This window comes from Bacillus sp. PS237 (assembly GCF_037963345.1).
GTDB lineage: Bacteria > Bacillota > Bacilli > Bacillales > Bacillaceae > Bacillus > Bacillus subtilis.
In genome coordinates, this window is the sequence record NZ_CP150156.1 from 2,727,898 (window position 1) to 2,754,372 (window position 26,475).

35 protein-coding genes, 1 pseudogene and 1 other annotated feature are annotated in these 26,475 nt (G+C 42.9%); of the genes and pseudogenes, 11 read left to right on the forward strand and 25 right to left on the reverse strand.

Annotated features, from left to right (window positions below):
* Positions 1-25: 25 nt before the first annotated feature.
* Positions 26-673, forward strand: coding sequence for a phosphotransferase (locus NST22_RS14205; protein WP_003246159.1), 648 nt, complete (start codon positions 26-28; stop codon positions 671-673).
* A gap of 45 nt (positions 674-718) precedes the next feature.
* On the opposite strand, the gene NST22_RS14210 is transcribed toward NST22_RS14205, so the two are convergent.
* A complete protein-coding gene (locus NST22_RS14210; RefSeq protein WP_003229707.1) occupies positions 719-841 on the reverse strand; it encodes a hypothetical protein in 123 nt (40 codons plus the stop codon).
* A gap of 84 nt (positions 842-925) precedes the next feature.
* Here NST22_RS14210 and NST22_RS14215 point away from each other — a divergent pair, with 84 nt between their 5' ends.
* The 3 genes from NST22_RS14215 to NST22_RS14225 all read left to right on the forward strand — a co-directional run bounded on the left by NST22_RS14215 (position 926) and on the right by NST22_RS14225 (position 2,981).
* Positions 926-1,216, forward strand: coding sequence for a DUF5412 family protein (locus NST22_RS14215; RefSeq protein ID WP_003246047.1), 291 nt, complete (start codon positions 926-928; stop codon positions 1,214-1,216).
* A gap of 6 nt (positions 1,217-1,222) precedes the next feature.
* Positions 1,223-1,363 carry a hypothetical protein gene (locus NST22_RS14220; RefSeq protein WP_004398683.1) on the forward strand — a complete coding sequence of 47 codons (141 nt, stop codon included), beginning with the start codon at positions 1,223-1,225 and terminating at the stop codon, positions 1,361-1,363.
* A 163-nt stretch (positions 1,364-1,526) separates the two neighbouring features.
* On the forward strand, positions 1,527-2,981 hold the full coding sequence (locus NST22_RS14225; RefSeq protein WP_004398698.1) for an alanine/glycine:cation symporter family protein: 1,455 nt from the start codon (positions 1,527-1,529) through the stop codon (positions 2,979-2,981).
* Positions 2,982-3,021: 40 nt separating this feature from the next.
* Here NST22_RS14225 and NST22_RS14230 read toward each other — a convergent pair whose 3' ends face one another.
* The 6 genes from NST22_RS14230 to nadB all read right to left on the reverse strand — a co-directional run bounded on the left by NST22_RS14230 (position 3,022) and on the right by nadB (position 9,382).
* On the reverse strand, positions 3,022-3,744 hold the full coding sequence (locus NST22_RS14230; protein ID WP_004398802.1) for a YebC/PmpR family DNA-binding transcriptional regulator: 723 nt from the start codon (positions 3,742-3,744) through the stop codon (positions 3,022-3,024).
* A 102-nt stretch (positions 3,745-3,846) separates the two neighbouring features.
* Entirely contained in the window at positions 3,847-4,443 is a 597-nt protein-coding gene (gene sgpA / locus NST22_RS14235) for a spore germination protein SgpA (RefSeq protein WP_003245996.1), read from the reverse strand.
* Positions 4,444-4,590: 147 nt separating this feature from the next.
* Positions 4,591-5,754, reverse strand: a complete 1,164-nt coding sequence (safA, locus tag NST22_RS14240; RefSeq protein WP_003229695.1) for a spore coat assembly protein SafA — start codon at positions 5,752-5,754, stop codon at positions 4,591-4,593.
* Positions 5,755-5,870: 116 nt separating this feature from the next.
* Positions 5,871-6,977 carry a quinolinate synthase NadA gene (gene nadA, locus NST22_RS14245; protein ID WP_003229691.1) on the reverse strand — a complete coding sequence of 369 codons (1,107 nt, stop codon included), beginning with the start codon at positions 6,975-6,977 and terminating at the stop codon, positions 5,871-5,873.
* A complete protein-coding gene (nadC, locus tag NST22_RS14250; RefSeq protein WP_003229689.1) occupies positions 6,964-7,833 on the reverse strand; it encodes a carboxylating nicotinate-nucleotide diphosphorylase in 870 nt (289 codons plus the stop codon). The genes nadA and nadC overlap by 14 nt, the downstream gene beginning before the upstream one ends.
* Positions 7,787-9,382 carry an L-aspartate oxidase gene (gene nadB, locus NST22_RS14255; protein WP_003229687.1) on the reverse strand — a complete coding sequence of 532 codons (1,596 nt, stop codon included), beginning with the start codon at positions 9,380-9,382 and terminating at the stop codon, positions 7,787-7,789. The genes nadC and nadB overlap by 47 nt, the downstream gene beginning before the upstream one ends.
* 102 nt (positions 9,383-9,484) lie before the next feature.
* On the opposite strand from nadB, the gene nifS reads away from it, so the two are divergent.
* Positions 9,485-10,672, forward strand: coding sequence for a cysteine desulfurase NifS (nifS, locus tag NST22_RS14260; protein ID WP_004398844.1), 1,188 nt, complete (start codon positions 9,485-9,487; stop codon positions 10,670-10,672).
* Positions 10,632-11,174 carry a transcription repressor NadR gene (locus NST22_RS14265; protein ID WP_004398582.1) on the forward strand — a complete coding sequence of 181 codons (543 nt, stop codon included), beginning with the start codon at positions 10,632-10,634 and terminating at the stop codon, positions 11,172-11,174. The genes nifS and NST22_RS14265 overlap by 41 nt, the downstream gene beginning before the upstream one ends.
* Positions 11,175-11,198: 24 nt before the next feature.
* Here the strand turns inward: NST22_RS14265 and pheA are convergent, their stop codons facing one another.
* The 4 genes from pheA to spo0B are packed head-to-tail and all read right to left on the reverse strand — an operon-like array spanning position 11,199 to position 14,475.
* On the reverse strand, positions 11,199-12,056 hold the full coding sequence (gene pheA, locus NST22_RS14270) for a prephenate dehydratase (RefSeq protein WP_004398512.1): 858 nt from the start codon (positions 12,054-12,056) through the stop codon (positions 11,199-11,201).
* A gap of 16 nt (positions 12,057-12,072) precedes the next feature.
* Entirely contained in the window at positions 12,073-12,516 is a 444-nt protein-coding gene (gene thrR / locus NST22_RS14275) for a transcriptional regulator ThrR (protein ID WP_003222630.1), read from the reverse strand.
* A gap of 60 nt (positions 12,517-12,576) precedes the next feature.
* Positions 12,577-13,863 carry a GTPase ObgE gene (obgE, locus tag NST22_RS14280; protein ID WP_003246161.1) on the reverse strand — a complete coding sequence of 429 codons (1,287 nt, stop codon included), beginning with the start codon at positions 13,861-13,863 and terminating at the stop codon, positions 12,577-12,579.
* Positions 13,864-13,896: 33 nt separating this feature from the next.
* Positions 13,897-14,475 carry a sporulation initiation phosphotransferase Sop0B gene (gene spo0B, locus NST22_RS14285; protein ID WP_004399131.1) on the reverse strand — a complete coding sequence of 193 codons (579 nt, stop codon included), beginning with the start codon at positions 14,473-14,475 and terminating at the stop codon, positions 13,897-13,899.
* Positions 14,476-14,552: 77 nt separating this feature from the next.
* Here spo0B and NST22_RS14290 point away from each other — a divergent pair, with 77 nt between their 5' ends.
* Positions 14,553-14,675: a hypothetical protein gene (locus NST22_RS14290; RefSeq protein WP_003229671.1), complete on the forward strand. Its 123-nt coding sequence runs from the start codon at positions 14,553-14,555 to the stop codon at positions 14,673-14,675.
* Positions 14,676-14,795: 120 nt separating this feature from the next.
* Here NST22_RS14290 and rpmA read toward each other — a convergent pair whose 3' ends face one another.
* The 11 genes and pseudogenes from rpmA to radC form a co-directional block, all read right to left on the reverse strand.
* Complete coding sequence (rpmA, locus tag NST22_RS14295; RefSeq protein ID WP_003222623.1) at positions 14,796-15,080, reverse strand: 50S ribosomal protein L27; 285 nt, start codon at positions 15,078-15,080, stop codon at positions 14,796-14,798.
* A gap of 12 nt (positions 15,081-15,092) precedes the next feature.
* Entirely contained in the window at positions 15,093-15,431 is a 339-nt protein-coding gene (locus NST22_RS14300; protein ID WP_003229669.1) for a ribosomal-processing cysteine protease Prp, read from the reverse strand.
* Between the two features lie 2 nt (positions 15,432-15,433).
* Positions 15,434-15,742, reverse strand: a complete 309-nt coding sequence (rplU, locus tag NST22_RS14305; RefSeq protein ID WP_003229668.1) for a 50S ribosomal protein L21 — start codon at positions 15,740-15,742, stop codon at positions 15,434-15,436.
* 13 nt (positions 15,743-15,755) lie between these two features.
* Positions 15,756-15,831 (reverse strand) — a sequence feature (ribosomal protein L21 leader region).
* 57 nt (positions 15,832-15,888) lie between these two features.
* Entirely contained in the window at positions 15,889-16,755 is an 867-nt protein-coding gene (spoIVFB, locus tag NST22_RS14310) for a stage IV sporulation intramembrane metalloprotease SpoIVFB (protein ID WP_004398649.1), read from the reverse strand.
* Entirely contained in the window at positions 16,748-17,542 is a 795-nt protein-coding gene (spoIVFA, locus tag NST22_RS14315) for a stage IV sporulation protein SpoIVFA (protein WP_004398684.1), read from the reverse strand. The genes spoIVFB and spoIVFA overlap by 8 nt, the downstream gene beginning before the upstream one ends.
* Before the next feature lie 149 nt (positions 17,543-17,691).
* Positions 17,692-18,498, reverse strand: coding sequence for a septum site-determining protein MinD (gene minD, locus NST22_RS14320; protein WP_004398624.1), 807 nt, complete (start codon positions 18,496-18,498; stop codon positions 17,692-17,694).
* Position 18,499: 1 nt separating this feature from the next.
* On the reverse strand, positions 18,500-19,180 hold the full coding sequence (gene minC / locus NST22_RS14325) for a septum site-determining protein MinC (protein ID WP_004398901.1): 681 nt from the start codon (positions 19,178-19,180) through the stop codon (positions 18,500-18,502).
* 52 nt (positions 19,181-19,232) lie between these two features.
* Positions 19,233-19,751 (reverse strand): rod shape-determining protein MreD, encoded by a 519-nt coding sequence (gene mreD / locus NST22_RS14330; RefSeq protein WP_004398811.1) that lies wholly within the window; start codon positions 19,749-19,751, stop codon positions 19,233-19,235.
* Entirely contained in the window at positions 19,748-20,620 is an 873-nt protein-coding gene (gene mreC / locus NST22_RS14335) for a rod shape-determining protein MreC (RefSeq protein ID WP_009967915.1), read from the reverse strand. The genes mreD and mreC overlap by 4 nt, the downstream gene beginning before the upstream one ends.
* A 30-nt stretch (positions 20,621-20,650) precedes the next feature.
* Positions 20,651-21,664 carry a cell shape-determining protein MreB gene (gene mreB, locus NST22_RS14340; RefSeq protein WP_003229650.1) on the reverse strand — a complete coding sequence of 338 codons (1,014 nt, stop codon included), beginning with the start codon at positions 21,662-21,664 and terminating at the stop codon, positions 20,651-20,653.
* 91 nt (positions 21,665-21,755) lie between these two features.
* Positions 21,756-22,061: pseudogene (radC, locus tag NST22_RS14345) on the reverse strand (DNA repair protein RadC); the annotation flags it as partial.
* A gap of 127 nt (positions 22,062-22,188) precedes the next feature.
* Between radC and NST22_RS14350 the strand changes: the two are divergent.
* The 4 genes from NST22_RS14350 (at position 22,189) to NST22_RS14365 (ending at position 24,117) form a co-directional block, all read left to right on the forward strand.
* The gene (locus NST22_RS14350) at positions 22,189-22,341 is read left to right on the forward strand and encodes a hypothetical protein (RefSeq protein WP_042975112.1); all 153 of its coding nucleotides are present in this window, start codon (positions 22,189-22,191) and stop codon (positions 22,339-22,341) included.
* A gap of 513 nt (positions 22,342-22,854) precedes the next feature.
* A complete protein-coding gene (locus NST22_RS14355) occupies positions 22,855-23,280 on the forward strand; it encodes a hypothetical protein (protein WP_195727788.1) in 426 nt (141 codons plus the stop codon).
* A gap of 5 nt (positions 23,281-23,285) precedes the next feature.
* Positions 23,286-23,849 carry a hypothetical protein gene (locus NST22_RS14360; RefSeq protein ID WP_327826484.1) on the forward strand — a complete coding sequence of 188 codons (564 nt, stop codon included), beginning with the start codon at positions 23,286-23,288 and terminating at the stop codon, positions 23,847-23,849.
* Complete coding sequence (locus NST22_RS14365) at positions 23,839-24,117, forward strand: hypothetical protein (RefSeq protein WP_195727786.1); 279 nt, start codon at positions 23,839-23,841, stop codon at positions 24,115-24,117. The genes NST22_RS14360 and NST22_RS14365 overlap by 11 nt, the downstream gene beginning before the upstream one ends.
* Positions 24,118-24,149: 32 nt before the next feature.
* Here NST22_RS14365 and NST22_RS14370 read toward each other — a convergent pair whose 3' ends face one another.
* Genes NST22_RS14370 through NST22_RS14380 form a run of 3 tightly spaced genes read right to left on the reverse strand, consistent with a single transcriptional unit; the run spans position 24,150 to position 26,473 of the window.
* On the reverse strand, positions 24,150-25,124 hold the full coding sequence (locus tag NST22_RS14370; RefSeq protein ID WP_195727785.1) for an N-acetylmuramoyl-L-alanine amidase: 975 nt from the start codon (positions 25,122-25,124) through the stop codon (positions 24,150-24,152).
* A gap of 46 nt (positions 25,125-25,170) precedes the next feature.
* The gene (locus tag NST22_RS14375; protein WP_041345135.1) at positions 25,171-25,593 is read right to left on the reverse strand and encodes a holin family protein; all 423 of its coding nucleotides are present in this window, start codon (positions 25,591-25,593) and stop codon (positions 25,171-25,173) included.
* Positions 25,594-25,633: 40 nt separating this feature from the next.
* A complete protein-coding gene (locus tag NST22_RS14380; protein WP_195727784.1) occupies positions 25,634-26,473 on the reverse strand; it encodes a glycerophosphodiester phosphodiesterase family protein in 840 nt (279 codons plus the stop codon).
* Positions 26,474-26,475 lie beyond the last annotated feature (2 nt).

The following is a 26,475-nucleotide window of genomic DNA, read 5'->3' on the forward strand; positions in this document are numbered from 1 at the left end:
AAATAGAGCAAAGAAGGTGAATGAAATGCTGACAAAAGCAGAGGCACTGGCCCATACCGTCATATACCGCAAGAACAGCAGATTTGATAAAGTCAAAGAGAAATCCGAGGAATTAACACTAATCGGCAAGGGAAGAAGCGCCTATGTGTTTGCCTTAACAGAAGGCGGTCGAAAAATGGCGCTGAAAGTATTTTTTCCGGAATATCAAGCGACAGCAGTCAAAGAAGCAGCGATCTATGAAAAATTAGCCGGGTCCGCATTCTATCCTGACATTTACGAAACTGGCGATTCATTTATTCTCATGGAATATATTAAAGGTGAAACCTTTTATAACTGTCTGAAGAAAGGCATTGCAATCAGTGATGACATGATTCAGCAGGTTGAAGAAGCGCTTTCTGACGCCCGGGCAGCCGGACTGAACCCGTCAGATATTCATTTGCGGAATCTGATATTGACAGAAACCGGGGCGGTGCGGGTGATTGATGTTGCGAGATTTGAGCAGACAAAAACATGCACGCAGTGGGACGACTTAAAATCCGCATATCATGCACTCTACAAAAAACCGATATTCCCCAAAAAGATTCCGGGTTTTTGGCTGGAGATCATCGCATTTTTATATAAGAAAGATTGGTTTCAAAAGCATTTCGCACAGCGGAAAAGAAAATATTCTTAAATCAAAAAGGCAGCCGCACAAGCGGCTGCCTTTATCATGTATTTTTTACTTTCTGACGGCAGAAATCAGTTTCATTTGTTCAGGCGACAGCTTAATTCGATAGCCTCTCACAGTTAAGTAGACCGCTTCTGGGTCCTTCTCGCCGGAATGACAATACGTTTTTTCCATTTCTGTCTCCCCTCACCCTTTATTGGCTTTATTTCATCTTATCATTGCTTTATTGAGGTAATTTTAAAGAAATGTAAAGATTATATGAATCCGATATATAGTAAAATGAGAGAAAAAAAGGGAGAGAGTCACATTAAGACCGAAAACACCTTGAGCTTAGATGCAGCCAGAGGTGAACTTGTAAATGAAAAAACACTTGTCAAGAGAACAATCTACTGGAATTACCCGGACAGCCGCCCAGCAGTGACGTGGATCAATCACAATACAGTGAAAATCGGCAATCAGACTTTACATCTTGATACTGATGAAACGTATGATTGGCGAAAAGATGATCATTGGATCCGTGAAGAACCGCCGCAGGCGTCAGTGAGGTGATGAAACATGAATAAGATGAACGGAACAAATGATGAAAAGCATTTCAATCATTTTGTGATTGCTTTATCCTTTATATACGGTTTGACTGAACTAGGCTATTTGTTGCTGAAGGATTTTATAACAATTGCCATAAGTTTGCCTCTGTAGAAAAACGCAGCGTAGTCGATACGCCGCGTTTTTTCTTTTTCCCTTCCTCTTCTTATTGATAATTACAGGTCATATAATGTGACAAATCGATTGTAGAAATAGTTCGATTAGACCAAAATCCTTTTTATACATGTATTCGAATTTGAAGTGAGGGGGAAGCTTGATGGCAGATTTTGTTGCTAGTTTGAATGCGGTCTTATGGAGTACGCCCGTCATTTATATTTTATTGGGAATTGGATTCGCCTTTTCAATTATGACCCGTTTTTTACAAGTCCGACATTTAAAAGAAATGATTGTTCAGATGTTCAAAGGCAAGAGCTCTGAAGCCGGCGTTTCATCTTTCCAAGCGTTATCGATTGCGCTGTCCGGCCGTGTGGGCACAGGAAACATCGCGGGAGTGGCGACAGCAATTGCATTCGGCGGACCCGGTGCAGTGTTCTGGATGTGGGCGATTGCCTTTATCGGGGCGGCGAGTGCCTTTGTAGAATCAACGCTTGCTCAAATTTACAAAGTGAAACAAGACGGTCAATATCGGGGCGGCCCTGCTTATTATATAGAAAAAGGCTTAGGCATTAAGTGGTTTGCCGTCTTATTTGCCGCTGCTGCCCTTATTGCAATGGCCTTTCTAATGCCGGGCGTACAGTCCAACTCCATTGCGGCTGGGATCCAAAATGCATTCGGCATCTCTCCTTTCGTCACAGGGTGCGGTCTGGTTTTATTATTAGGGTTCATTATTTTTGGCGGCGTCAAACGAATTGCCAATGCGGCGCAAATGATTGTTCCATTTATGGCCATTGGATATATCCTGCTGTCTTTGATTATTATTGTCATGAATGTGTCTGAATTGCCTGCTGTGATCTCATTAATATTCAAAAGCGCCTTCGCATTGGATTCCGCTTTTGGCGGCTTGATCGGTATGGCGATTTCCTGGGGCGTTAAACGTGGCATTTACTCAAACGAAGCCGGCCAGGGAACAGGCCCGCATCCGGCAGCTGCTGCAGAGGTTTCTCATCCGGTCAAGCAGGGACTGGTTCAGGCATTTTCTGTTTATATTGACACCTTGTTTGTATGTTCCGCTACAGCTTTCATGATCTTGTTTACCGGCATGTACAATACCCAGGCTGCAGATGGTTCCTTTATCGTTCACCAGCTTAAAGGCGTAGAAGCAGGACCTGGTTTCACACAAGCGGCAATTGACAGTGTTCTTCCCGGATTCGGTGCAGGCTTTGTTGCCATCGCTTTATTCTTCTTCGCTTTTACAACAATTATGGCGTATTACTACATCGCAGAAACAAATATCGCCTATTTAGCACGAGGCAGAGAAAGCAAATGGGCGATGCTTGGCTTAAAACTGATTATTTTAGCCGCCACGTTCTATGGTACTGTGAAAACAGCTTCACTTGCTTGGGCATTAGGGGATGCAGGGCTTGGCATTATGGTATGGCTGAACGTCATTGCCATTGTGCTGCTTGCCAAGCCGGCGCTCCTTGCTTTAAAGGATTATGAGCGCCAAAAGAAGCAGGGCTTAGACCCGATCTTTGATCCAAAAGCGCTGGGTATCAAAAACGCTGATTTCTGGGAGAAAGAATACACTCATGAAAGTGAACGTGTCTCCTGAACATACTAAAACCGGCCCGATATGACCTCGTGCCGGTTTTTTATGAACGATAGTTTGTATACACTTCTTGAACATCATCGTCATCTTCAAGGACGTCTATTAATGTTTCCAGCTTCTCAACAGCCTGATCATCGGCTTCTGCATAGGTATTGGGAAGCATGGTCACCTCCGCCGAAGAAATTAGATATTTCGATTCGAGGGCTGTTTTCACCTCTTCAAAATGCTCAGGCTCTGTGAAAACCTCATATAGGTCTTCTTCAATTCGCAGCTCTTCTCCTCCTGCTTCAAGCACATCAAGCATGAGCTCATCTTCTTCTATTTGCCGTTCAGTACGGTCTATCGTAATGAACCCCTTTCGTTCAAATAAAAAGGCTACACATCCGCTTTCTCCCAGACTTCCGCCATTTTTATTAAAGGCTGTCCGCACATTTGACGCCGTTCGGTTTTTATTATCTGTTACGCATTCAACCATGACGGCAATCCCTGAAGGGCCGTAGCCTTCATAGGTGATTTCTTCATAGCTGCTTCCGTCTTGGCCTCCCGCAGCTTTTTTAATGGCCCGATCTATATTTTCATTCGGCATATTGGCGCCTTTTGCTTTTTCGATGACAAGACGCAATGCTGAATTTGCTTCTGGATCCGCTCCGCCTTCTTTCGCTGCCACATAGATTTCTTTTGCCAGCTTCATAAATATTTTCCCGCGCTTTGCATCCTGTGCATTTTTTCTTTTTTGAATGTTTTTCCACTTGGAATGGCCTGCCATGTTTTCACCTTCTTTTACATTTTCTATGTACACTTTAATGGGAAATGTTCGCTGATGCAAAGAAAAAGGCTGCCGAATATCACTTCCGGCAGCCCTTCCTTCCTAGCGGTTGTTCATTTTATGAAGTTTTCTGAACAGCCCTTTATCTGTTGATACTTGGACGTCACGGCCATTTGCATAGTTGCGCGCTGCTTTTACAACATTATCTCTGTCAGACTTTGTGAACTCTCTGTGGCTTTTGACTGCGATAACTACTCGGTCATCCGATACCATAACTTGTGTGTCATTGACGTTTTTCACTTGTTTCACACGGTTGGCAATTTTTGCAGCCAGTCTTCTGTTTTCTTGGTTGTCATACCCGTTGTTCGCTGCATTCCGATTCATGTTTCGGTTATTCGTGTTGTTATATGTTCCGTCAGTTGCCAAAGGAACACGATCGTCAGCAGTAACACGGTCACGGTTATTTACATTCGTGGTGTTTCGGTTACCGTCGTTCTGATCCTCCATTAATTCAGAAACAGGACCATCGTGGTCGATTCCGTCTCCCTGTCTATCGGCGTCATTTTCATTTGTATAATATCCGATTGGACGGGTATTGCCGTTATTGCGCGTATCATTCATAGCATTATCGTTTGCTCCGCATGCTGTTAAGCCGGCTGTCATTAGAATCAGGCTAGCGATCGTCATTTTTTTACCCAATGGAAAAACCCCCCGTGGACGAATTGAGCATGTTTGCTCGCTTTTATCATGTGCGTATGGGGGGCATGTTAAGCGTGTCAGTTCTCTCCATTTGGCAGTGATCTGCTTGAAAACAAAAAAAGGAACGATTTACATCGTTCCGAACGATCACTCATTTTCTTCTTCCGGACGGCCAAACATTTGGTTTACAGAAGGCTGGTTCGTCATTGGCATAGAAACTCCTGCCGAATATGGGTTTGGATTTGGGTTAGCTGTGCCATATGGCATATTAGGGCTTCCATAAGCTCCCATTCCCGAATGGCCAGGTGCAGAGAAATATGGCTGATGATCACCGTCACAGCCGCAGTCGTCATGATCTTTGTATGGCATGTAACCATGAGCCGCAGCAGGCTGGTATGCTCCCATTACTTGGGGAGTGCCGTAATAAGGGCCATACGGCATATGTCCATACGGAGATCCATAAGCCGGAGATGCGTATTGCGGCGCACCGTATGAACCGTAATGTCCGTGATGGCTGTTTTCATGATGCTGGTTTTCATAACCCGGGTCATACTGAGGCGATACAAAGCCTGGCTGGTATCCATGCATCGGATGCATTGGATAAGCTTGTGCCGGATAGTACGGATAGCATAATCCTGATCCTGGAAGAATTGGCGAAACAGGCACCGGACACGGTACGAAATGAGCCGGATAATGATAATAAGGCTGAACAGCCGGCATCGGCATATTCGGAACTGTGTGATGAACGTTTTCCTCTTCTATACCGCCTACCTCTGGCGCCTTTGGCATATTAGGCATATTCGGATAATTTGCATTTTCCATATTACTCATAGCCTCCTGTTGTGGAAATTGGTCTTGCATATGATACATATGATCCATATTTCCGTCATGATGTTTTTTCGGCTCCTCCGGTTTAGGAGGCGACCAAGGCTGGAAAAGCTGTTTCATATCATAATAATCGTTCACATCAGCTTCAGGGTACACATTTTCCTGCAAATTAGGCATCGGCGGGACATACGGCATGGACTTCTTTTCTTTCGGCTTTGTGTCTTCTACATCGACAACGGATTTAGGCTTCTCTTTCGCATATGGATGTTCTTGCTTCACACTCCCGGCCGCAGGACTTTTGCCCGCTTTTGGCTCTTTTCTGACCGGGACTCCTTCTGACGGCACTTTTATTTTCATTCCAGGCATGATTAAGTCTGGATTGCTAAGCTGTGTATTGAGTTTTTTCACTTCCTCAACATCGACTCCGTACTTTTCAGCTATTTTCCAGAGCGAATCGCCTTTTTGAACGATATGGATTTTCAACGTTTTCCCCTCCTATGCAAAACGTGAACAGTTCAGCTGTGATTACAATATGTTTCTTCACAACATATGCCTGAACAAAAGAAGTTATGAGTAAAGGAAGGGAAAATATTTCTGATCTACGTGATCGAAAGCATTCGATTCAGGGCAAGGAGTGCATCTTCCTGAATGGCTTTTGGCACCTTGATGACGCCTGAAGGTTCTCCTTTTTCAATTTGTTCCAGCGACCACAACAAATGCGGCAAATCAATTCGGTTCATTGTCAGGCAAGGGCACATGTCAGGGTTGAGTGATTCGATTTGTTTATCTGGATGCTCGTGAATGATCCGCTGAACAAGATTCATTTCTGTCCCGATTGCCCACTTGCTTCCCGCCGGAGCCTGGTTGATTGTGTCGATAATATATTTCGTTGATCCGTTATCATCGCTTAGTGTCACGACTTCGTGTGAACATTCCGGGTGCACAATGATCTGAATGTCGGGGTCTCGCTCTCTCATATCATGGATATTTTTAGTGGTGAATTTCTCGTGAACAGAGCAATGCCCTTTCCACAAAATCACTTTCACATTCGTATGCCCGGATTCAGCTACTAATTCATCTTTCATCGGATCCCACACAGCCATATCTTCAAGCGCAATGCCCAGATCATAAGCCGTATTTCTCCCTAAATGCTGATCAGGCAAAAATAAAATTCTTTTTTTCTGTGTAAACGCCCATTCAAGCACTTTTTTCGCATTCGAAGAAGTTACAGTTGCTCCGCCATGCTTTCCGACGAATGCCTTGATCTCCGCAGTGGAGTTCACATAAGTTAAAGGTATGATCGTATCTCCAAATATATGCTGAAGCTTCTTCCATGCCCTATTGGTCTGCTGCATGTCAGCCATGTCAGCCATAGAACATCCAGCTCTCATATCTGGCAGGACGACCGTTTGCTGCTCGCTTGTCAGCATATCGGCGGTTTCTGCCATAAAGTGAACGCCGCAAAATACGATATAATCCGCTTCTTTGTTTTTTTCCGCTACTTGGGCCAATTGCAGGGAGTCGCCTGTTTGGTCAGCAAATTGTATCACTTCATCCTTTTGATAATGATGGCCTGGTATAAAGAGCCTGCTGCCGAACTTTTTCTTAATGGCGGCAACGCGCGTTTCCATATCCTTTCTCGATAGTTCTTTATAACTTTCGGGCATCATATCATTCGATTGTTTGATCACATCAAGAATTGACATAACAGCATTCCTCCACAGATTCATTTGATAACGTAACATCCATGCTGATATCTAAACTTTTGACGGAATGAGTCAGAAATCCTAATGAAATATAATTCACACCCGTCCCTTTAAAAGCAGGCAAAGATTCTAACGTAATCCCGCCAGAGGCTTCAGTTTTTATATTAGCCGGTGTGAGCTTTGCAAAATGACGGACCGTATCAGGCGGACAGTTGTCAAACATAATAACATCCGCTCCAGCTGCAATTGCTTCCCGCAGCTGTTCCTCCGTTTCAATTTCCACCTCGATATTTACCATGTGCCCTGCGGCCTGACGGGCTTTTTTGCACGCCTCTAAAATAGAGCCGCATGCTGCGATATGATTATCTTTAATCATGATGCCGTCATACAAACCGAATCGATGATTATACCCGCCGCCGGCTCTGACAGCATATTTCTCCAGCATTCTGAGCCCCGGTGTTGTTTTTCTCGTGTCACAAATTTTAATCTGTTCATCATCCAGACACCGAACAGCCTCTCTTGTCATTGTCGCAATTCCTGACAGCCTCTGAATAAGATTTAATACGACCCGCTCTCCTGAAAGGAGCGCAGCTGCGGGACCGTGTAACTCGGCAATCACTTCACCTTTATGCAACATGTCCCCATCTTTTTTGTGTAAAATGCTTTGAACATTTTCGTCCAATAACGAAAAGCCTTCTTTTATGATCGCTGCTCCTGCAAAAATACCCTCTGACTTTGCAACAATCTCCGCTTCACAGCTCTGTTCTCCAAAAATAGACTGCGATGTAAGATCCCCTGTCCCAATATCCTCAAGAAAAAAGTGATTCAGTAATTTTTTCAGCTGTAAATGATTCATTGTTCCAAATCCCCTCGTTTTTTCTGATCTTCGTTCCTTTTTTTGTATGGACAATTTGTCTTCCTTGCCAGCTCACCTCAGCATGAGGAAAATCGGTGCGGAAGTGAGCCCCTCTGCTTTCCTCCCGCAAAAGCGCAGAAAACGTCATCAGCTTTGCAGTTTGCCATAGATGAGAAAGTTCCATCTGCCGAATTGTGATATCCTTCACATTTACTTCCTGAAAAGGCAGCGTATGAAGCCAGATGCTAAGCTCAATCAAACTGCTTTGTTCCCGCAGAATAGACATGTGGCTTGTCATTTTGCTTTGCAGTTCATGCCCCTCTATATCCGGCACCTCGTAGAAGACACTGGTTTCTAGCCCTGATTGATATTGCCTGTTATAAACCGGTTTTTGGATAATATGCTCTGCTGCCCTTTTTCCAAATACCAGCGCTTCCAATAAAGAATTGCTTGCAAGCCGGTTTGCTCCATGTAAACCGGAGCATGCTGTCTCGCCAATCGCATAAAGCCCCGGCACTGTCGTTTCTCCCCAGCGATTAACTGAAACACCTCCCATTAAGAAATGCATTCCCGGAGCAACAGGAATTTTTCCGCTGTGGATATCAATCCCTGCTTTTTCACAAATAGCGGTGATGGTAGGGAAACGCGTTTCAAAATCAGAAATCGCACTGAAGTCTATATAAACGCGATTTCCTTTTGCCATTTCTTCGTGAATAACCCGTGAGACAATATCTCTTGGAGCCAGGTCACCTAAAGGATGCCGTTCAGCCATAATCCTGCGGCCGTTTTCGTCTACTAAACATCCGCCTTCCCCTCTGACAGCTTCTGAAACAAGCCCGTAGGAAACACCATTTTTCACAAGCAGTGTCGGGTGAAACTGAGTAAACTCCAAATCCGTTAATTCCGCCCCGGCCCGGTAAGCCAGAGAAAGACCGTCACCTGTGACAGTGAGATCATTCGTATGGTGAAGAAACAGGTTTCCACAGCCGCCGGCAGCCAGCACAACTTCGTCTGCGTGCCTTACCTTGAGCCGCCCTTTGCTGTCTTTTGTCATGACGCCGATACATCGTCCGTCCTCTATAAGCAAATCTGCTGCCGTTTCATTCTCGATTAACTTGATTTTGCTGTTGATCCGTTTGAGCAAATAATCGATAAGCAGCCTGCCTGTTGCGTCTCCGCCTGCATGAAATATGCGGTTGTATGAGTGGGCCCCTTCTCTTCCAAGACAAACACCGCCTCGTTCATTGCGGTCGAATGGAAATCCACGCTCCAATAGGCTTTGAACCATCATTTTTCCATCATGTAATACGTCTGCTACAATAGCTAGATTATTATGGCCGCACCCTGCGTATAACGTATCCTCCAGATGGGCTTCAATCGAGTCATCTTTTGCATAGGCCGCAGCAATCCCGCCTTGTGCATAGACAGAATTGCTGTTTTTGACGCTTTTTTTTGTGATAACAGTCACTTCGTATGAGGGCGGGAAAGCTGCAGCTAAGGAAAGTGCCGCCGCCCCTGAACCGATGACTGCAATCGTCTTTTTAGACATATGCCATCCTCCTGTTGTTTACACCTGTCTTGACACCTATATTTACACAAGGATAAAATAAACTCAAGAGTTTTTTATGGAGAACGGATGGAGGAAGACCGGATGATTTATTTAGATTATGCAGCGACAACGCCTATTTGTGAGGAAGCCCTTACTGTATATCAGAAGCTTAGTATGGATATGTACGGAAATGCCAGCAGCCTGCATGATGCAGGAGGAAAAGCAAAGCACATACTGGAGTACTGCCGTGAAAAAATCGCCAACATCATTGGCGGAGAAGCAAGCGGCATCTATTTTACAAGCGGCGGCACTGAATCCAATTTTCTGGCCATTCAATCATTGTTAAACGGCCTGCCAAAAACGAAAAGACATTTTATTACGACTGCCATGGAGCATCAGTCCATTCATAATTGCGCTGCTTTTTTGGAACAGCAGGGATATGATGTAACAGTCATTGAACCGAATGAATACGGGCTTATTACCGAGGAAATATTACTAACCCATATCCGGCCGGAAACAGGCCTTGTATCTATTCAGCATGCAAATTCTGAAACCGGGATCATTCAGCCCATTCAACACCTGTCTTCATACCTGCACAATAAGGGGATTCTTCTTCATTGCGACGCTGTTCAAACGTTTGGAAAGATCCCGATCAATACAAAAAATCTGGGAGTAGATGCACTCTCAATGTCCAGCCATAAAATCCACGGTCCTAAAGGAGTAGGGGCGGTCTATATCCGGCCGGATGTCCCTTGGAAACCCGTTTATCCTCTGACTACTCACGAATACGGATTCAGAGCCGGCACCGTAAATGTTCCCGGGATCGGTGCCTTCACTGCCGCTGCAGAATTGATCGTAAGCGAAATGGAAAAACAGATATCCCGCAATGAGGCATTAAGAACATACTTTCTAGACCAAATCCGTATTCGGTCTCTCCCTGTAACCCTTGCAGCAGACACTTCGAAAGCAGAATGTCTTCCGCATATTATAGGGTGTTTTTTTCACTCATTTGAAGGACAATATGTTATGTTAGAATGTAATCGGAGTAATATTTGCATTTCAACCGGCAGCGCTTGTTCTGCAGGTTACCACGGTCCGTCTGAAACAATGAAAGCATTAAGAAAAACCGAACAAGAAGCTCTGCAATTTATCCGCATCTCTTTTGGCAGGCATACAACAGCTGAACAGCTGGAACAGTTATTACATACGTTTACAGTGCTTTGGGAACAAAAGAAAGGAGAATTTGATATTGACCGAAGAATTAAAGCTAATGGGCGCCAACAGGCGTGACCAGCTTCTTCTGTGGCTGAAGGAATCTAAATCACCGCTGACAGGAGGAGAACTCGCAAAAAAAGCGAACGTCTCAAGACAGGTTATTGTACAGGATATATCGCTCTTGAAAGCGAAAAATGTACCGATTATCGCCACAAGCCAAGGATATGTATACATGGATGCAGCCGCTCAGCAGCACCAGCAGGCAGAAAGAATCATAGCATGTCTGCACGGTCCTGAACGGACAGAAGAGGAACTGCAGCTCATCGTCGACGAAGGCGTTACAGTAAAAGACGTAAAAATCGAGCATCCCGTATACGGAGATTTAACTGCAGCCATCCAAGTAGGCACCCGGAAAGAAGTTAGCCATTTCATCAAAAAAATCAATTCTACGAATGCTGCCTACTTATCACAGCTGACCGACGGCGTGCACCTGCATACACTGACAGCACCTGATGAACATCGCATCGATCAAGCCTGCCAAGCCCTCGAAGAAGCCGGCATTTTAATTAAAGACTAAAAAAAGCCCTCTAGTGGGCTTTTTTTATAATTGGTAAGACTGGTATGCACCCAGAAGCCTCACTTTGCAGCCGAGTGCTTCAAGCTCCTGCATGGCCCCTGGAATCAATACATCATCAAACGCTTTCTCAATATCAATAATAAAGAAATAATGGCCTAATCCGGTTTTAGTCGGACGTGACTCAATTTTTGACAGGTTTAAATTTCTCCAAGAAAATGCAGACAGCACTCTATGCAGCGCCCCGGACTGATCATCCTGCGGCAGCATGACCATTAAGGTCGTTTTGGGCCTAGAGCTCAATTTTGAATTCACTTCAAAAGATATGTTTTCATCGGGAGACAGGATAACAAATCTTGTATGATTGTCCCTATAATCCTGTATATCCCGTTTCACGATTTTTAATTCGTATGTAGAAGCTGCCATATCATTGGCAATGACCCCGATATTCAGCTCGGGATGGTCACTGACAAACTTTGCTGCCGCCCCGGTAGAATTGGCGTATTCATATGGAACGGAAGGAAAATGTCGATGAAGAAATTTATGGCATTGCGCAATCGCGTGTGAATGTGAGTAAATTTTGTCGAGCTCTTTCCATGCATTCTCTCTTGAGGGATGGACGAGCAAGTGCTGGTGAATCGGCAACGTCATTTCACCCACGATTGGCAAAGGCTGTTCATGTATTAAATAGTCTATTGTTAGATTAACAGATCCTTCTAAAGCATTTTCCAAAGGAACAAAAGCAAAATCAACTTCGCCTGCAACGGCTGCATCTATACACTCCGGAATGGTGCGGTAAGCAACATGTTCGGCGCCGTTTTGAAAACAAGAACTGACTGCTAGATGTGTAAATGTAGCTGCTGGACCTAAATAACCGACTTTCATGACGATTTTCTCTCCCTTATGCACCTGAACCTAATATTTCAACCTTTTCTACAAAATCAAACTTCCTGAGCTTATTCATTAATGTATGAATGTCTTCTTCCATTGCCGACGTACTGATAGACAGTGTCACATTTGCTCTGCCTTGAAGCGGAATGGTCTGGTGAATGGAAAGAACGTTGCTTCCAGAATCAGCTACCGCCTGAAGAAGCTGAGATAACGCACCTGACCTATCCTCCAAATGAAAGAAAAGTGTGATAATTTGTTCTTTTACCATGGTGTAGAATGGAAAAACAGCATCCCTGTATTTATAAAACGCACTTCTACTTAAATCGACCTTTTGAACGGCATCTGCTACTGAATCTGCTTTTTTTCGATCAAGCAGCTTTTTGACTTCTAATGTTTTTCTCATTGCATCGGGCAATACATCTTCACGGACAAGATAAAATGTCTCCTCTTTCATTTGCATCCCCCCTTTAAAATAGAGAGCCTGGCACCAGGCTCTCTTTTCAGCCAACATTGATTAATCAATAAATTCAAATTCAAATTCCAGAAGCCTGATTATATCTCCATCCTTGGCTCCGCGTTCTCTGAGTGCTTCATCAACACCCATTCCGCGCATCTGTCTTGCAAACCGTTTAACCGATTCATCACGTGAGAAATCAGTCATCTTGAATAACCGCTCAAGGCTGTCTCCTGAAAGCACAAATACACCGTCTGGATCGCGTGTAATGTTAAATGGCACTTCTTCATTTTCCATCGTGTACATGACACGGTTTTGTGTAAGCTCTTCCTCGTCATACAGCGGGAATTCCGGTGTGTTCTCAAGCTGATTGGCAACCTCAAACAGAAGCTCACGCAGACCTTCTCTTGTCACCGCACTGATCGGGAATACCGGATAATCATCCGTCAGCTTTTCTTTAAAGGCTTCGAGATTTTCCGCAGCCTCCGGCATGTCCATTTTATTTGCAACGATAATTTGCGGACGCTCAGTGAGACGCAGATTGTACTCGCTCAGCTCCTGGTTAATCGTAAGATAATCATCATATGGATCACGGCCTTCTAAGCCTGACATGTCAATGACATGAACAATAACCCTCGTCCGTTCAATATGGCGCAAAAACTGGTGGCCCAGTCCGACGCCTTGGTGTGCGCCTTCAATCAGCCCTGGCAAATCAGCCATGACAAAGCTGCGTCCGTCATCCGTTTCAACCATGCCGAGATTCGGGACAAGCGTTGTAAAGTGATAGTCCGCAATTTTCGGTTTTGCAGATGAGACAACAGACAGCAAAGTAGATTTTCCCACACTCGGGAACCCGACAAGTCCGACATCTGCAAGCACTTTTAATTCAAGAACAATGTAGCGTTCTTTTCCCGGCTCGCCGTTTTCTGAAAGCTGAGGCGCGGGATTAGCCGGTGTAGCAAAGCGGCTATTTCCTCTTCCGCCTCTTCCGCCTCTTGCAATGACAGCCCGCTGTCCGTGCTCTGTTAAATCAGCGATGACCTGTTTTGTATCATCGTCTGTCACAACGGTGCCCGGCGGAACTTTAATGACCATATCATCAGCATTTCGCCCGTGCTGGTTTTTGGACATGCCATGCTCGCCGCGAATCGCTTTAAAGTGTTTTTTGTATCTAAAATCCATCAGGGTGCGGAGACCTTCATCTACTTCAAAAACGACGTCTCCTCCCTTTCCTCCGTCACCGCCGGCAGGGCCGCCTTTCGGCACATATTTTTCACGGCGAAACGCAACCATACCGTTGCCGCCGTCGCCGCCTTTTACATATACTTTGACCTGATCTACAAACATAATGTCCTCCGTTCTAAACCGTTAAAAACTCCGCTAGTCCAACCCAATTTCAATCAGACATTCGTGACTCGTGATTTCAAAACGCATGATATCAACGTCCTCATATCCATTCTGCCGAATATCATCAAAAGCAGATGGATCGGCAAAGGCGCCGTGAAAATCAAGGTACAGAATCAGCTGTCTGTCAGGATGATCCGTTTGAAGCGAAACCGTTAAATGATTTTCACTCTCTCTGCTGACTGCTTGATCAAACAGATGAAACAGCTTTCTCATCAGTTTCGCCAGCTTTTGATCATAAGCCGACAAATCCTTAATTTCTCCGAGAACTTCATATTCAAGCGTCATATAATGGGTTTTCCAATTAAACGTAAGAAAATCAAACGCCAAATGCGGTGTTTTCAGGTTTGAGAGCTTTGATTCGTGCTTTGCGTCTATAACCATTTCTTCAATCATTTCAAAGACACGGTCATACTTCTGTAAGCTTAAGTTTCCTTTAATCAGCTGCAGCTTATTCATCCAATCATGCCGGGAATGGCCAAGCAGATGAATCAGTTCGTTTGTTAATGCCGTGTCGCTTATATTTTCTTCTTGATTTTTTGAAACATCCTTCATTTTCGCACTCCCAATCATTTAATTTCTTATTTAGGAGTCTGTATAAGTGTGTATTATGAATTATAACAGAGAAGGCTTTGTTAGAAAAACAATTGTTTTTCCCAGAAATATCATGTTCCTTTTTTCTGGCTTTGGTTGATTTGCAGCCAGGCAGAACATTTTATGTATTACTGCTTGGGGAACATATCCAGTGGGTTTGAGATGTTTATTCTCATTCTTGGCGGGGTCTGCTCGCACATACTCTGCATTTCATTCTAGGTGTTTACTCCGCATATTGCAAAAAAAACTCCAGTCATCATCGACCGGAGTTTTTTGAATCATTATTGAGCTACAGGATATACGCTCACTTTTTTGCGGTCACGGCCGAAACGTTCGAATTTAACAGTTCCGTCGATTTTCGCAAATAGAGTGTCATCTCCGCCGCGGCCCACGTTTTCACCTGGGTAAATTTTTGTTCCGCGTTGACGGTAAAGGATAGAACCGCCTGTTACGAATTGACCGTCAGCACGTTTAGCACCTAAACGTTTAGCCTCAGAGTCACGTCCGTTCTTTGTAGAACCTACTCCTTTTTTAGAAGCGAAAAACTGAAGATCTAATCTAAGCATGTAGCTCACCTCCTATATTATGTTTGTGGTCACACGCAAGTTGTCTTTGTAATCCCGTTCGATTGTCTCCAGCGAAACAATCATGCCTTCAATCAGCAGCTGAGCTTTTTGGCGTGCCTCTGGATCAAGAGATTCAGGGAATTCAAAATAAAAATAACCCCCGTCCTCTCCTATATCAAGAAGCGGCTCGAAGCCCGCGAGCACAATGACCGCGTTAACGGCCCCAAACACAACGGCTGTCACTCCGGCACAAACAAGATCTTGTCCATGTTCAGCAAAATTCGCATGGCCCGTCATTTCAAAAGACAATATGCCTTTATCATGAGACCTTCTGATTGTTGCCTGAATCATGCTTACGCGTTGATTTTTTCGATCGTCACTTTAGTGTAAGGCTGACGATGACCTTGTTTTTTATGAACGTTTTTCTTTGGTTTGTATCTGAAAACAGTGATTTTTTTCGCGCGGCCTTGTTTTTCAACTTTAGCCGTTACTGTTGCGCCTTCAACTGTAGGGTTGCCGACTTTCACGTTGTCTCCGCCAACAAACAAAACGTCTTCAAAAGTAACTGTTTCACCTGCTTCAGCAGCAAGTTTTTCGATGTAAACAGTTTGGCCTTCTTCAACTTTGATTTGTTTACCGCCTGTTTTAATGATTGCGTACATTCTCTGCACCTCCTATTAGACTAAGACTCGCCAGATACCAGGGGGCTGTAAAAGCTCTTAACACCTGTACTGAGCGGTTGTAGCAATGGTGCTACATCCATAACATTAAAAAATATACCAAAATACAAGGCGTTTGTCAATCAGTTTTAGTAGGGCAGAAGCAGTTCCTCCATGGAAGAATTCGTCCGCTTATCGGCAAAGTAAGCGTGCAGCACTTCATTCTCGTCAAGCTGGCTGAGCTTTTGGCCTGATTTTTCTATAATAATCGGATGCTTACAGCCACGTTTGAACTCGGCCATCACATGATAGACTTTATCCTCCGCCTTTACTGTCAGCGGCAGAAGTTTCTCAAGCTCCCTGTTTTTTCCGTAATACCTTTCGAGGAGAAATCTCACATGGATATAGTGCCTTTGCCGATATTCCTCAAACAAGGAAACAGCCAGAAAGACAAACAAAACCCATGCGCTGATTTGCAGAGGAATCACGAATAAAACCCAGCACCCGAGCAGCAGGCAGAAGCAGAGCGACGTTTTTAGATTAAGCCGGTGAGCCTTTTGAAAAGGCAGCTGTTTGGAAAACAACAAAAATAACAGTTTTCCTCCATCCAGCGGCCAGATCGGCAGTAAATTGACAAATAAGATAGAAAGATTATAAAAGGTGAAGAGTTCAAAGGTATGCTGATGAATCACTGAGACTTCTGCAAGCATCCAGGCGGCAAACTGAAGCCAGATGTGCTGAAGAGGTCCGGCAATAATGACCGCAAACTCTTCCTTTAACGGCCGATTCCCGTGCTCTTCCACTTCGACCGTTCCGCCAAACGGCAGCAAAAAAACACGCTTGATTCTCCAAGAAAAAAACACAGCCAGAGCAGCATGCCCCAGCTCATGAATCAATACAATCAGGAGCAGACATAATAATGCTTTCATATGGCCTGTGAGCAAGCCCAGCGCCGCAATAATCCAAAGAAAAGGATGCACATGGATCTTTAAGATAAGGTCGAGCCATTTATTCAAATGAAATCACCTGAATCGGATCAATAAATTTATCGCCGTCTTTCATGGCAAAATAATAGACCCCTTTATTATGATCATCAAGCTTAATCGAACCGAGCTTTTTGCCTTTATCCACAAAATCATATAAAGCAACATCCACATCTTTGAGCTCGCCATAGATACTATAGGTGTTGTCAGCATGCTGCACCTTAACCGTCAGTCCCGTTTGGCTGTCTTTGCTGACTTCAACCACATAGCCTTCTTTTACGCTATCAATCTTATCACTGCTTGTTTCGACTTTAATTCCTTCCCCATTGTCCTGAAAATCCTGCTGTACTTTCCCGGATGCAGGCGCGATCAGATCTTTGCCTACTTCAATCTGCTGTTCCTTATTTTTGTGTTCAGGAGCCAGGAAAGCAAGCGGATTTCCGAATTTGGTTTCGAACCAATGGCTTGCTGAAGCAAATTGAAATTCAGTTTCAAAGGTTTTGGCTACGGCGGGTTTAATCTGACTGACGGGTCCAATGTTTGTTTTATAGGCTATAGCTGAAACGAGAACAAGGCAGGCCGACAGAAGACATTTCAGGATAATTGAATCTGTTTTCACCAATGGGTGTTTTCCGTTGAATGTTGGCATGTTATCTTCGTAGACCGGAAGTGTTCCATGCTTTTCCTGATCCGTTACCATCACCCAGGACGGGGGTTTCTGCTTTTCAGAAACTGTCTGAGTAGAGAAACGTTTTGAGCCGGAAAGCTGCTTTCTTCTTTTCTCTAATCGTTTTCTGATTTCATCTGCTCTGTGACTCATTGCCATCATCCTTTGCATTCGTTGGGTTTGTACATCATATGTCTTGTCCATGGCAAATATTCGGTTTAGTCAAGAACAAAGCAGGCAAAAACAAAAAAAACCTGACACAGCATATGCTTTGTCAGATTCTTCTCTTTGATTCTATCACATTAAGATCTTACTCCGAAAAATGACTTAATCTTAGCCATCATTCCTTTGTTTTGCTCTTCAAGCACCTGTAAAGGAACAGATTCACCTAAGATGCGGCGGGCAATATTGCGATATGCAATGGAAGCGCGGTTTTTAGGGTCCATCGCAATCGGTTCGCCATGATTGGAAGCTTTAATGACTTCATCATCATCAGCCACGATTCCGAGCAAATCGATCGACAGATGCTGTACGATTTCGTCGATATCCATCGTGTCACCGTTTTTCATCAGGTGATTTCTGATTCTGTTAACAACGAGCCGCGGCGGTTCAATATTTTCCTCTTGCTCCAGCAGTCCTATAATACGGTCAGCATCACGAACAGCTGAGATTTCAGGCGTAGTGACCACAATCGCTTTATCAGCTCCGGAAACGGCATTTTTGTACCCTTGCTCGATTCCGGCAGGACAGTCTATGATGACATAGTCAAATTCCTGTTTGAGCTCTTGGACCATGTTTTTAATTTGTTCAGGAGCAACAGCTGTCTTATCGCTCGTTTGAGCAGCGGGCATTAAATAGAGCAGATCATCGAAACGTTTGTCTTTTACGAGCGCCTGATGCATTTTGCATCTGCCCTCTACAACGTCTACCAGATCGTAAATAATTCTATTTTCAAGACCCATTACAACATCAAGGTTGCGCAGTCCTATATCAGTATCTACTAAGCATACGCGCTTCCCTAAAATGGCTAAGGCGGTACCGAGGTTCGCAGATGTTGTTGTCTTACCTACTCCGCCTTTTCCCGAAGTTATTACGATAGCCTCACCCAATTCACATTCCTCCCTCAAGCCTTGTTAGATCAGGTCTTAAATGAGCCAAATGTTGAAGGCGTTCAATGACCATATTTCCGTCTGTATCTAAATAAGCACATTCCATTTCGTTCCCTTTTTGAATGTGGTCTGGGGAGCGATTTAACACATGATTGATTCTTAATTGTGTCGGAAGCATTTCAGAGGCGGCGATGACCGCTTGATTATTTCCATTGAATCCAGCATGCGCAATTCCTTTCAGTGAGCCCAGAACAAAAATGTTCCCTCCGGCCCTGACTGTTCCGCCGGGATTCACGTCACCGATCAGGAGCAAGTCGCCTTTTACCTGCAGCACTTGGCCTGAACGGACAATTTTTGAAACAGAAATAATTTCGGCTTCCTCTCTTATCTGCTGTGCTTCTTTTTTAGTAATGACTTCACTGTCAATAGAATGAACAAACAAATCTTTCTTTGACGCAATCAATTCGGTTAGCTGTTCCTCTTGCTCCTTATATAAAAAGCGATTTCCCAGCTTAACATGAACGCTGATTTTCTGGCCTTTTCCATCGGTATATTGTTCAATTGACAGCATATTCTGAAGACCATCGAGAAGCTCATCAAAAGAACACGCATCATCCAGATGCAATGTTAGTCCATTCTTTGTTCCTTTTATTGTTACATATTGCTGCTTTTTGGTCTTCACAATATTCACCTCAACAACATACTCATTTCGTCAAAAAAAGATAAAATCCTTTTTACTCATCTCTCAATTCTTTCTTTAGACTCATAAAAAACAATCTAAATGGCAGAACAAGAATAAGAGCTGCTGCAATATTTAATAAAATTGTCGGTATAAACCGGTCAAGCACAAATCCGTTAAACGTCATAATGTCTTTATGAATCAAAGACTGAATGCCGAATACGTAAAATTCGAGCAGACAGACAGCCAGAACTGCTATCAATATCACTACAAATGCGTTTGTATGCAACACTTTAAACGCTTTTGAAGCCAAATAGCATAGCCCTGCAAAACCAAACATGTAAACGCCTAATAGACTTGTATAGTTCATGTCATATAGAAAGCCAAAAATAAATCCGTAAATCATCGCGTGTTTTTGGTTGATAAAAGCCGACATGAATATCAATACAAGCATCAAAAAACGCGGGGCGAGCACTTGGTCATCTGTAACGAAAGGAAAATGCACCAAATCTGTAAAAATGCTTTCCGCAGAAAAAACAAGCATCATAACGAAAGGGAGAAGGAAACGTTTCACGATCCTTCCTCCTCTGTATCGACAGTCGGCACGTCACGGTTAACAACGATCACATTATTTAAATCTGTAAGGTCAGCCGCAGGTTTTACATAAGCAACCTTCGTTAATCCATAGGAATCTGACTCGATATCAGTCACTTCACCGATTGTCAGCCCTTCTGGGAAAACACCGCCTGTCCCTGATGTTTCAATAAGATCGCCTTTTTTCACGTCTTGTTTATCCTTACGCTCAATAATTGTCATCTTAAGACGTTTTTTCTCTTTGTCATATCCTTCGATCAAGCCGTAGCCTTTGCTGCCTTTTTTTCCGGAAATTTTTGTCGCGACTCTGTTATTGCGGTCAGTATCGCTTAAAAGCTGAACAGCAGACGTAAAATTGTTAAGTCCGGAGCTTTTGATCTTGCCGATTAATGCGCCTTTTTCGTTTGTAACGGCCATATCTTTCGCTACGTTTTGCTGAGTCCCCTTGTTAATGGTGACCTGTTTCGCCCAATTATCAGGGCTTCTGGCGATGACCGTTGCTAAAATCGGCTTGTAATCTTTAATCGATTTGACATGGCCAAGCTCGTCACGCAAGGATTTGTTTTCTTCTTCAAGCTCTTGAAGCTTGGCTTCATATTGTGTCTGTCCGTCAAGTTTTTCTCTTAGACGCTCGTTTTCTTTGTATGTGTTTTTTAAATCATTGATGTTCTCAAATATTCCTGCAAAAAATTCGGCAGGCGTATGAAAAATATTTTGAAATACTCCCGTCGTATCGCCGATCACTTTCTCAGGCCAGGTGGTATTGCGGCCGCCCTTCAGCGAAAATCCAATCATAGCCACCAATATGATAATACACAGAAGTAATAGCATTAACCGCTTATTCGGCATCGTGTTACACCTCTTCTATTGAACTCCCGATTATCTAGTTTTCCCTTTGAAAAGATGGATGTGCTCCAGTGCTTTCCCTGTTCCGATCGCTACACAATCAAGCGGATCTTCGGCGATAAGGACCGGCATTTTTGTTTCTTCGCTGATGACTTTGTCCAAATTGCGCAAAAGCGCTCCGCCGCCGGTTAACACTATACCTCTGTCCATGATATCTGCTGCAAGCTCAGGCGGTGTTTTTTCGAGTGTGCTCTTCACTGCTTCGACAATTGTAGATACAGTGTCGCGTAGAGCGTTAGAAATCTCTTTTCCTGTAATTTCAATTGTTTTCGGCAAACCTGTGAGCAAATCGCGGCCGCGGATTTCCATGTTGTCGGATTCTTCAGGAGCTTCTGCAGATCCGATTTCCATTTTAATCGCTTCAGCCGTACGGTCACCGATCATCAGATTGTACGTTTTTCTGATGTAGTTGATAATCGCGTCATCCATCTCATCACCGGCTACACGGATTGACTGAGACGTTACGATGCCTCCGAGGGAAATAATCGCAACTTCTGTCGTACCGCCCCCGATATCAACAACCATGCTTCCAGTCGGTTCCCAAACTGGCAGATTGGCTCCGATTGCTGCGGCAAAAGGCTCTTCAATCGGATACGCGTCACGCGCTCCCGCCTGTCTTGTCGCATCGATAACAGCGCGTTCTTCAACAGCTGTAATGCCTGATGGGACACATACCATTACATATGGTTTTCTGGCAAACATGCCTTTATTTTTTATGGCCTGATTGATGTAATATTTCATCATCGTCGCCGTTGTTTCATAATCAGCGATAACGCCGTCTTTCATCGGGCGAAGAGCCACCACGTTGCCCGGTGTCCGTCCAATCATATTTTTCGCATCATTTCCGACAGCGACAATCGATTTCGTATCCGTCTGCAAAGCGACAACTGACGGCTCTCTCACAACAATTCCTTTTCCTTTTACAAAAACAAGCGTATTCGCAGTTCCAAGATCTATACCAAGGTCTCTAGCACCAATTCCAAACATATGTATGTATCTTCCTTTCTTAAAGCAAAAATACCCTAAAGGGAAAAACTCATAAACTCTATTATAGCTTAATTCGACGAAAAAAAAAGTGTTACAAATATCCTTTTTCCTTTAAACTCACAAATTTTTTATCCCCGATCACCAAATGGTCAAGCAGCTCGATGCCAATCAGGTTTCCGCATTCAAACAGCCGTCTTGTCACTTCAATATCTTCCCTGCTCGGCGTCGGATCTCCAGAAGGATGATTATGAACACAGATAAAGGAAGCGGCAGATCGTTTAAACGCTTCTTTAAACACCTCTCGCGGGTGGACAATAGATGAATTCAGGCTTCCGATAAATACGGTGCGTTTATGGATGACTTGATTTTTTGTATTTAAGTATAAACATGTAAAATAGACATAAATACAGAAAATATCTAAGGATACGTATGTTAGACGCACAGCTGCACGAAATGTTTCAATAAAATTTTTCTGATTTAAAAAAAGGTTTATAATTTAAGTAGAAATAACCAGGGAGGCACTTATGAACATTAATAAAATAAGATCAGCGCTCTACAAGTCGGCAAAAATTTTAGGGGATGTTAATGCTGCTAAGAACGGCACACTTGGGAAACGTATTGCCCGCCGTGCAGCCGGTAAAGCAACAAATAAACTGTTACGGAATCTATTTAAATAATAAAAAGACCTTTCGTTAGAAGAGAGGCCTTTTATCTATTGATGGACTCGGCAGCCGCACTCACAATGAAAATGGACATGCCTGTTACCGTACCAATCGCAAACATAATTAGTCGATTCTTTACGGCATGATGGGCAAGTGATAGCCGGCTTTTCTGCTGGCTCTCCTTCGTGCTGCTCGTATATCTCTATAACTTCATTAATTAGGAAGGTAGTTCTTTCAAGTTCTTCAAGTAGCTCTTTTGGTAGCTCTTTCACACCAATCACCTCAAAAAGAAGATAACAGAACATACGTTCTCGATCAATTAAAAAACTCCTTTTATCGAGAAAAAGGAGGAAAGTACTAGTGAGTTGCACTTTGCAGGGGTGAAATTGATTCTAAAAATGTTTTTATATTGTCTGATTAAAAAATAGTGATCACCCACTTTTCTGGATAATTATTCTTGAGAATCCAACTTATACAGTATATTATTGATATCATAATATACCCATTATTTAATTTGGAGGAATTTCTTTGAAACCACATGTAACTACATTTGCATTTTCTGAAGACACTCAAGATGTACCTAATCAATTTGGAAACGGCTCAACAAAGCATATAATTAACCCCAAAAATTTAATTCGCCCTCCTTTTCTACCGGCAACTCCTAGTTTTTCTGTTTCTGTTGGGGTAGCAAGTATAGACCCGAATAGTGAAAACACATTTAGTTTCAAAATTTTAGGGCCGAATCAACAACTCGTATTAGATACTAATGATTTTTCATTACCTAAAAATCCTCAACACGATAAATCTTTGCCTGATGAAGCAAATGGTTTCTTTTTTAATTTTAATTTACGGGATGTACCATTAAAAGTTAAAGGAAAGTACACAGCTGAGATTTACATAAACAAAGAAAAAATCGGGGAATTTGCTCTTTATGTTTTTCCTCAGGGGGAATGATATAAATGAATTTTGTAGACGGGGTTGCCAAAGAAAGTATTAACTCTAATGGTATCACAGGTAATTTAACAGTTACAGTTAGTATTGCATTTGCAGCAGCTTCAATGGTATTTAGCCCTACATCCATATCCAACATTCAAAGCATTCAAAAAAATTCAACGAGCATTGATATTATAGAAAACTCAAAAGGCCTGAATACTTTCAACCAAGTAAGCTCTGAATTTAGAATACCTATTACAGTTAATCAAGTTAGACAAGAAAATTTGTCAGAAACTCAAGTAATAAGTCAAACGATAAATGCACAAACCGGAGACTCTTTTGGTATAATAAGTAAAGAAATTGTCGCTAAGGAGGAACCCACTGTGCTTGATAAATTAATCTCTAAGCGAGATAAAGCCGAAAAATCTTTTAGTTTATTTGGTTATATTTCAAGCGCTTTAATTTTAACTCCATCAATATTCGGAGGCATTCACTGGGCTGTAACCATTCCACCAGCACTTATTATTTTATCATTACCAATTTCAATAAAACTAAGACAAAAAATGAGGGAAGTTATCAATGATTCCTGAAACACAGATCCCATCTCAATTAACTAAGAGCAAAGTAGCTTTGGTTTTAGTTGAAAAATTAACGACACCGATGGCTTTTTCATTAATTATGATATTGATCCTGGGTTTTTTCGGTAAGTCTTGGGCAGCTGAGTTAGGACCAACTTCATTTGCTTGGGCATTCTGGCTATGGTTTATTGTCACATTGTCGATAAATGTAGTAGGTGTATATTTATTGGTTCAAGATGCAAAAATAACCTTTATGAAGCTTCGGCAAAACAGCAATTAGAAACCTCCATAATTACTATGGAGGTCTTTTTATTATAGTAAACCTTCGAGTTTCGCCTTAGTTTTCGGACCGTAGATACCGTCAGGTGTCAATCCGTTCATCTTTTGGAATCTTTCTACTGCATTTGCTGTTTTCGGGCCATATACGCCATCAATGCCGTTATTTTTCGCCCCTTTATCCGGGTAGAAATAAAGAGCAGCCAGAGCATTTTGAACTTGTCTGACATTCGTTCCTTTCGTCATCGGACTTGTCAATTTAATAACTCCGGAAGGCAGCGCATAGGACGTTTTTTTGCTACTTGGTTTAGCGTTAGAAGAGCTTGATCCAGTCAGCTTTAATACTTGGCCGACCTTGATCAAGTTTGGGTTCTTAATACCGTTCAAGCTTTGCAGGGTTGCCACACTCACCCCATGTTCTTTTGCAATTACGGAAAGAGTATCGCCTTTTTTGACTGTGTAAGTGCCCCCAGAAGCTTTAGGCGCAGATGATGACGGTTTAGAAGTTGTTTTCCCGCCCAAAGCCTTCAATTCTGCTTCAATGGCAGCTTTAACCTCGTCCCATCTTCCCTCTGACAAAATACGGTGCGGGCAATACTTGCCGTTCCAGTCTTGATGCTTGCGGACACGATCAATACCCCAGCCGCGCTCTTTGAGCAGCTGCGCCACAAACTTGATTGCCAACTTTTCCGCCGCCTTATATTTAGGTCCCCCTGACTTGCTGTAGCAGATTTCAACACCGATAGATTTACGGTTCCCGGTGCCGTTTGTGCCGTCTCCTGTGTGCCATGCGTTACGATTTAACGGAAGCCCTTGAATAACCTCTTTGTCATCGACTGCAAAATGAAAGCTTGTCGAGCTAGTATTTCCGATCATGTAGCTGATCTCATTGGCAGCTGACGCATCATTCGCTGTATTGTGGATGGTGATGTATTCAGCGTCCATGTGATTAGGGCATTTCAAAGTGTATTTAGCTTCTGATACAAGATTCTTTTTCACTGTGATTGTCATAAGTGTTGTTCTCTCCTTTATTTTTGATATAAAAAAAGCCGCCGGGTTATCCAGCAGCCTGTTCATCCTTTTCATTTGTTTGTTCGTTGTCATTTTCGATTACGTGAAGCCGGTCAGTAATGGCAGCCGGAATCTTAACGCCGATCTGTGCAAGGTTCTCCGTAATGGAAAGCCCCTCATTGGCGATATAAAAAAGAACGGTTCCAAATGTCAGGACCCCGTTCAGATTAAGAATTGTATCTACGATGTTTGCCACGATGACCACCAGAAAACTGAGCATCTTACGCACATAACCGAACCAAGCGCTCCGACTCCGGAGCTTTTTGAATTTCCAAGCCTTGATCACGCCCGTTATTACGTCGAGAATACTGAGAACTAGCAGTAAATCAAGGTACTTCACACCCCCAAACAGGTAAACTCTCGCTAAATCCAATGTTTCAAAATTAATAAACACCGTTGTCTCCTCCATTTCTTGTTATCACCTCCTTAGAGGCAAAATAAAAAACCCGTCAATTTGACGAGTTTATTAGTCTCTTTGTATAAGCAGGGTTATTGGAAAATAATCCATCCACCCTTAAATTAATCATTTTCATTGTTTGTTTTTTCTCATTCTCCGCATCGAAAAAGACATGAATCTTTAAATTCGCAGCATGAACTTTTTCAACTGTGGATTTATCAACTAATTTGGCATTAGGGCCTACTGCATAAGCGTAACGTTTTATCTGCTTTAGCTTATCGCTAGTTAAGACCTTCACTTCATCATCACCAAGTAAGCGTACCAGCGGTATCTCTTTATTAATAGAATGTATCTTCTTTAAACTCTTTTCACTGAATGATTGTAATACCACTTTGTGTTCAGCTAAAAGATTGTATTTATTTAGAATGTCAATGAGTTTTTGTTCCATTACTAGGTTTCCGTTATTATCTTCTCTCGTTTCTATATAATACTTTGTTGAAAGACCAAATTCTTTTATTATCTCTTCTATTGTCAATATTTTTTGACTCTTACCTGCATTGATTTTTTTTAATTGAGACAGAGTAAGATCCTGAATCTTTCCTTTTCCGTTTGTTGTTCTTTCAACATCCTTATCATGAATAGCGACCAACTCATGATCCTTTGTTTGCCTTAAATCAATTTCAATAAAATCCGCTTTATCTTTTATGGCACGCTTATATGAGAGTAATGTATGTTCCGGCTCTAACGCTGAAGCGCCCCTATGTGCGATGATTAATGGATGATAGTCAGGTGTTTTTGACGAAGAACCTTTAACAGCAGCTGTGCCGCTATATGTTGAACACCCACTTAATATAATAAAAGCAATAAAAAGTAAATAGATAGTATTTTTCATAG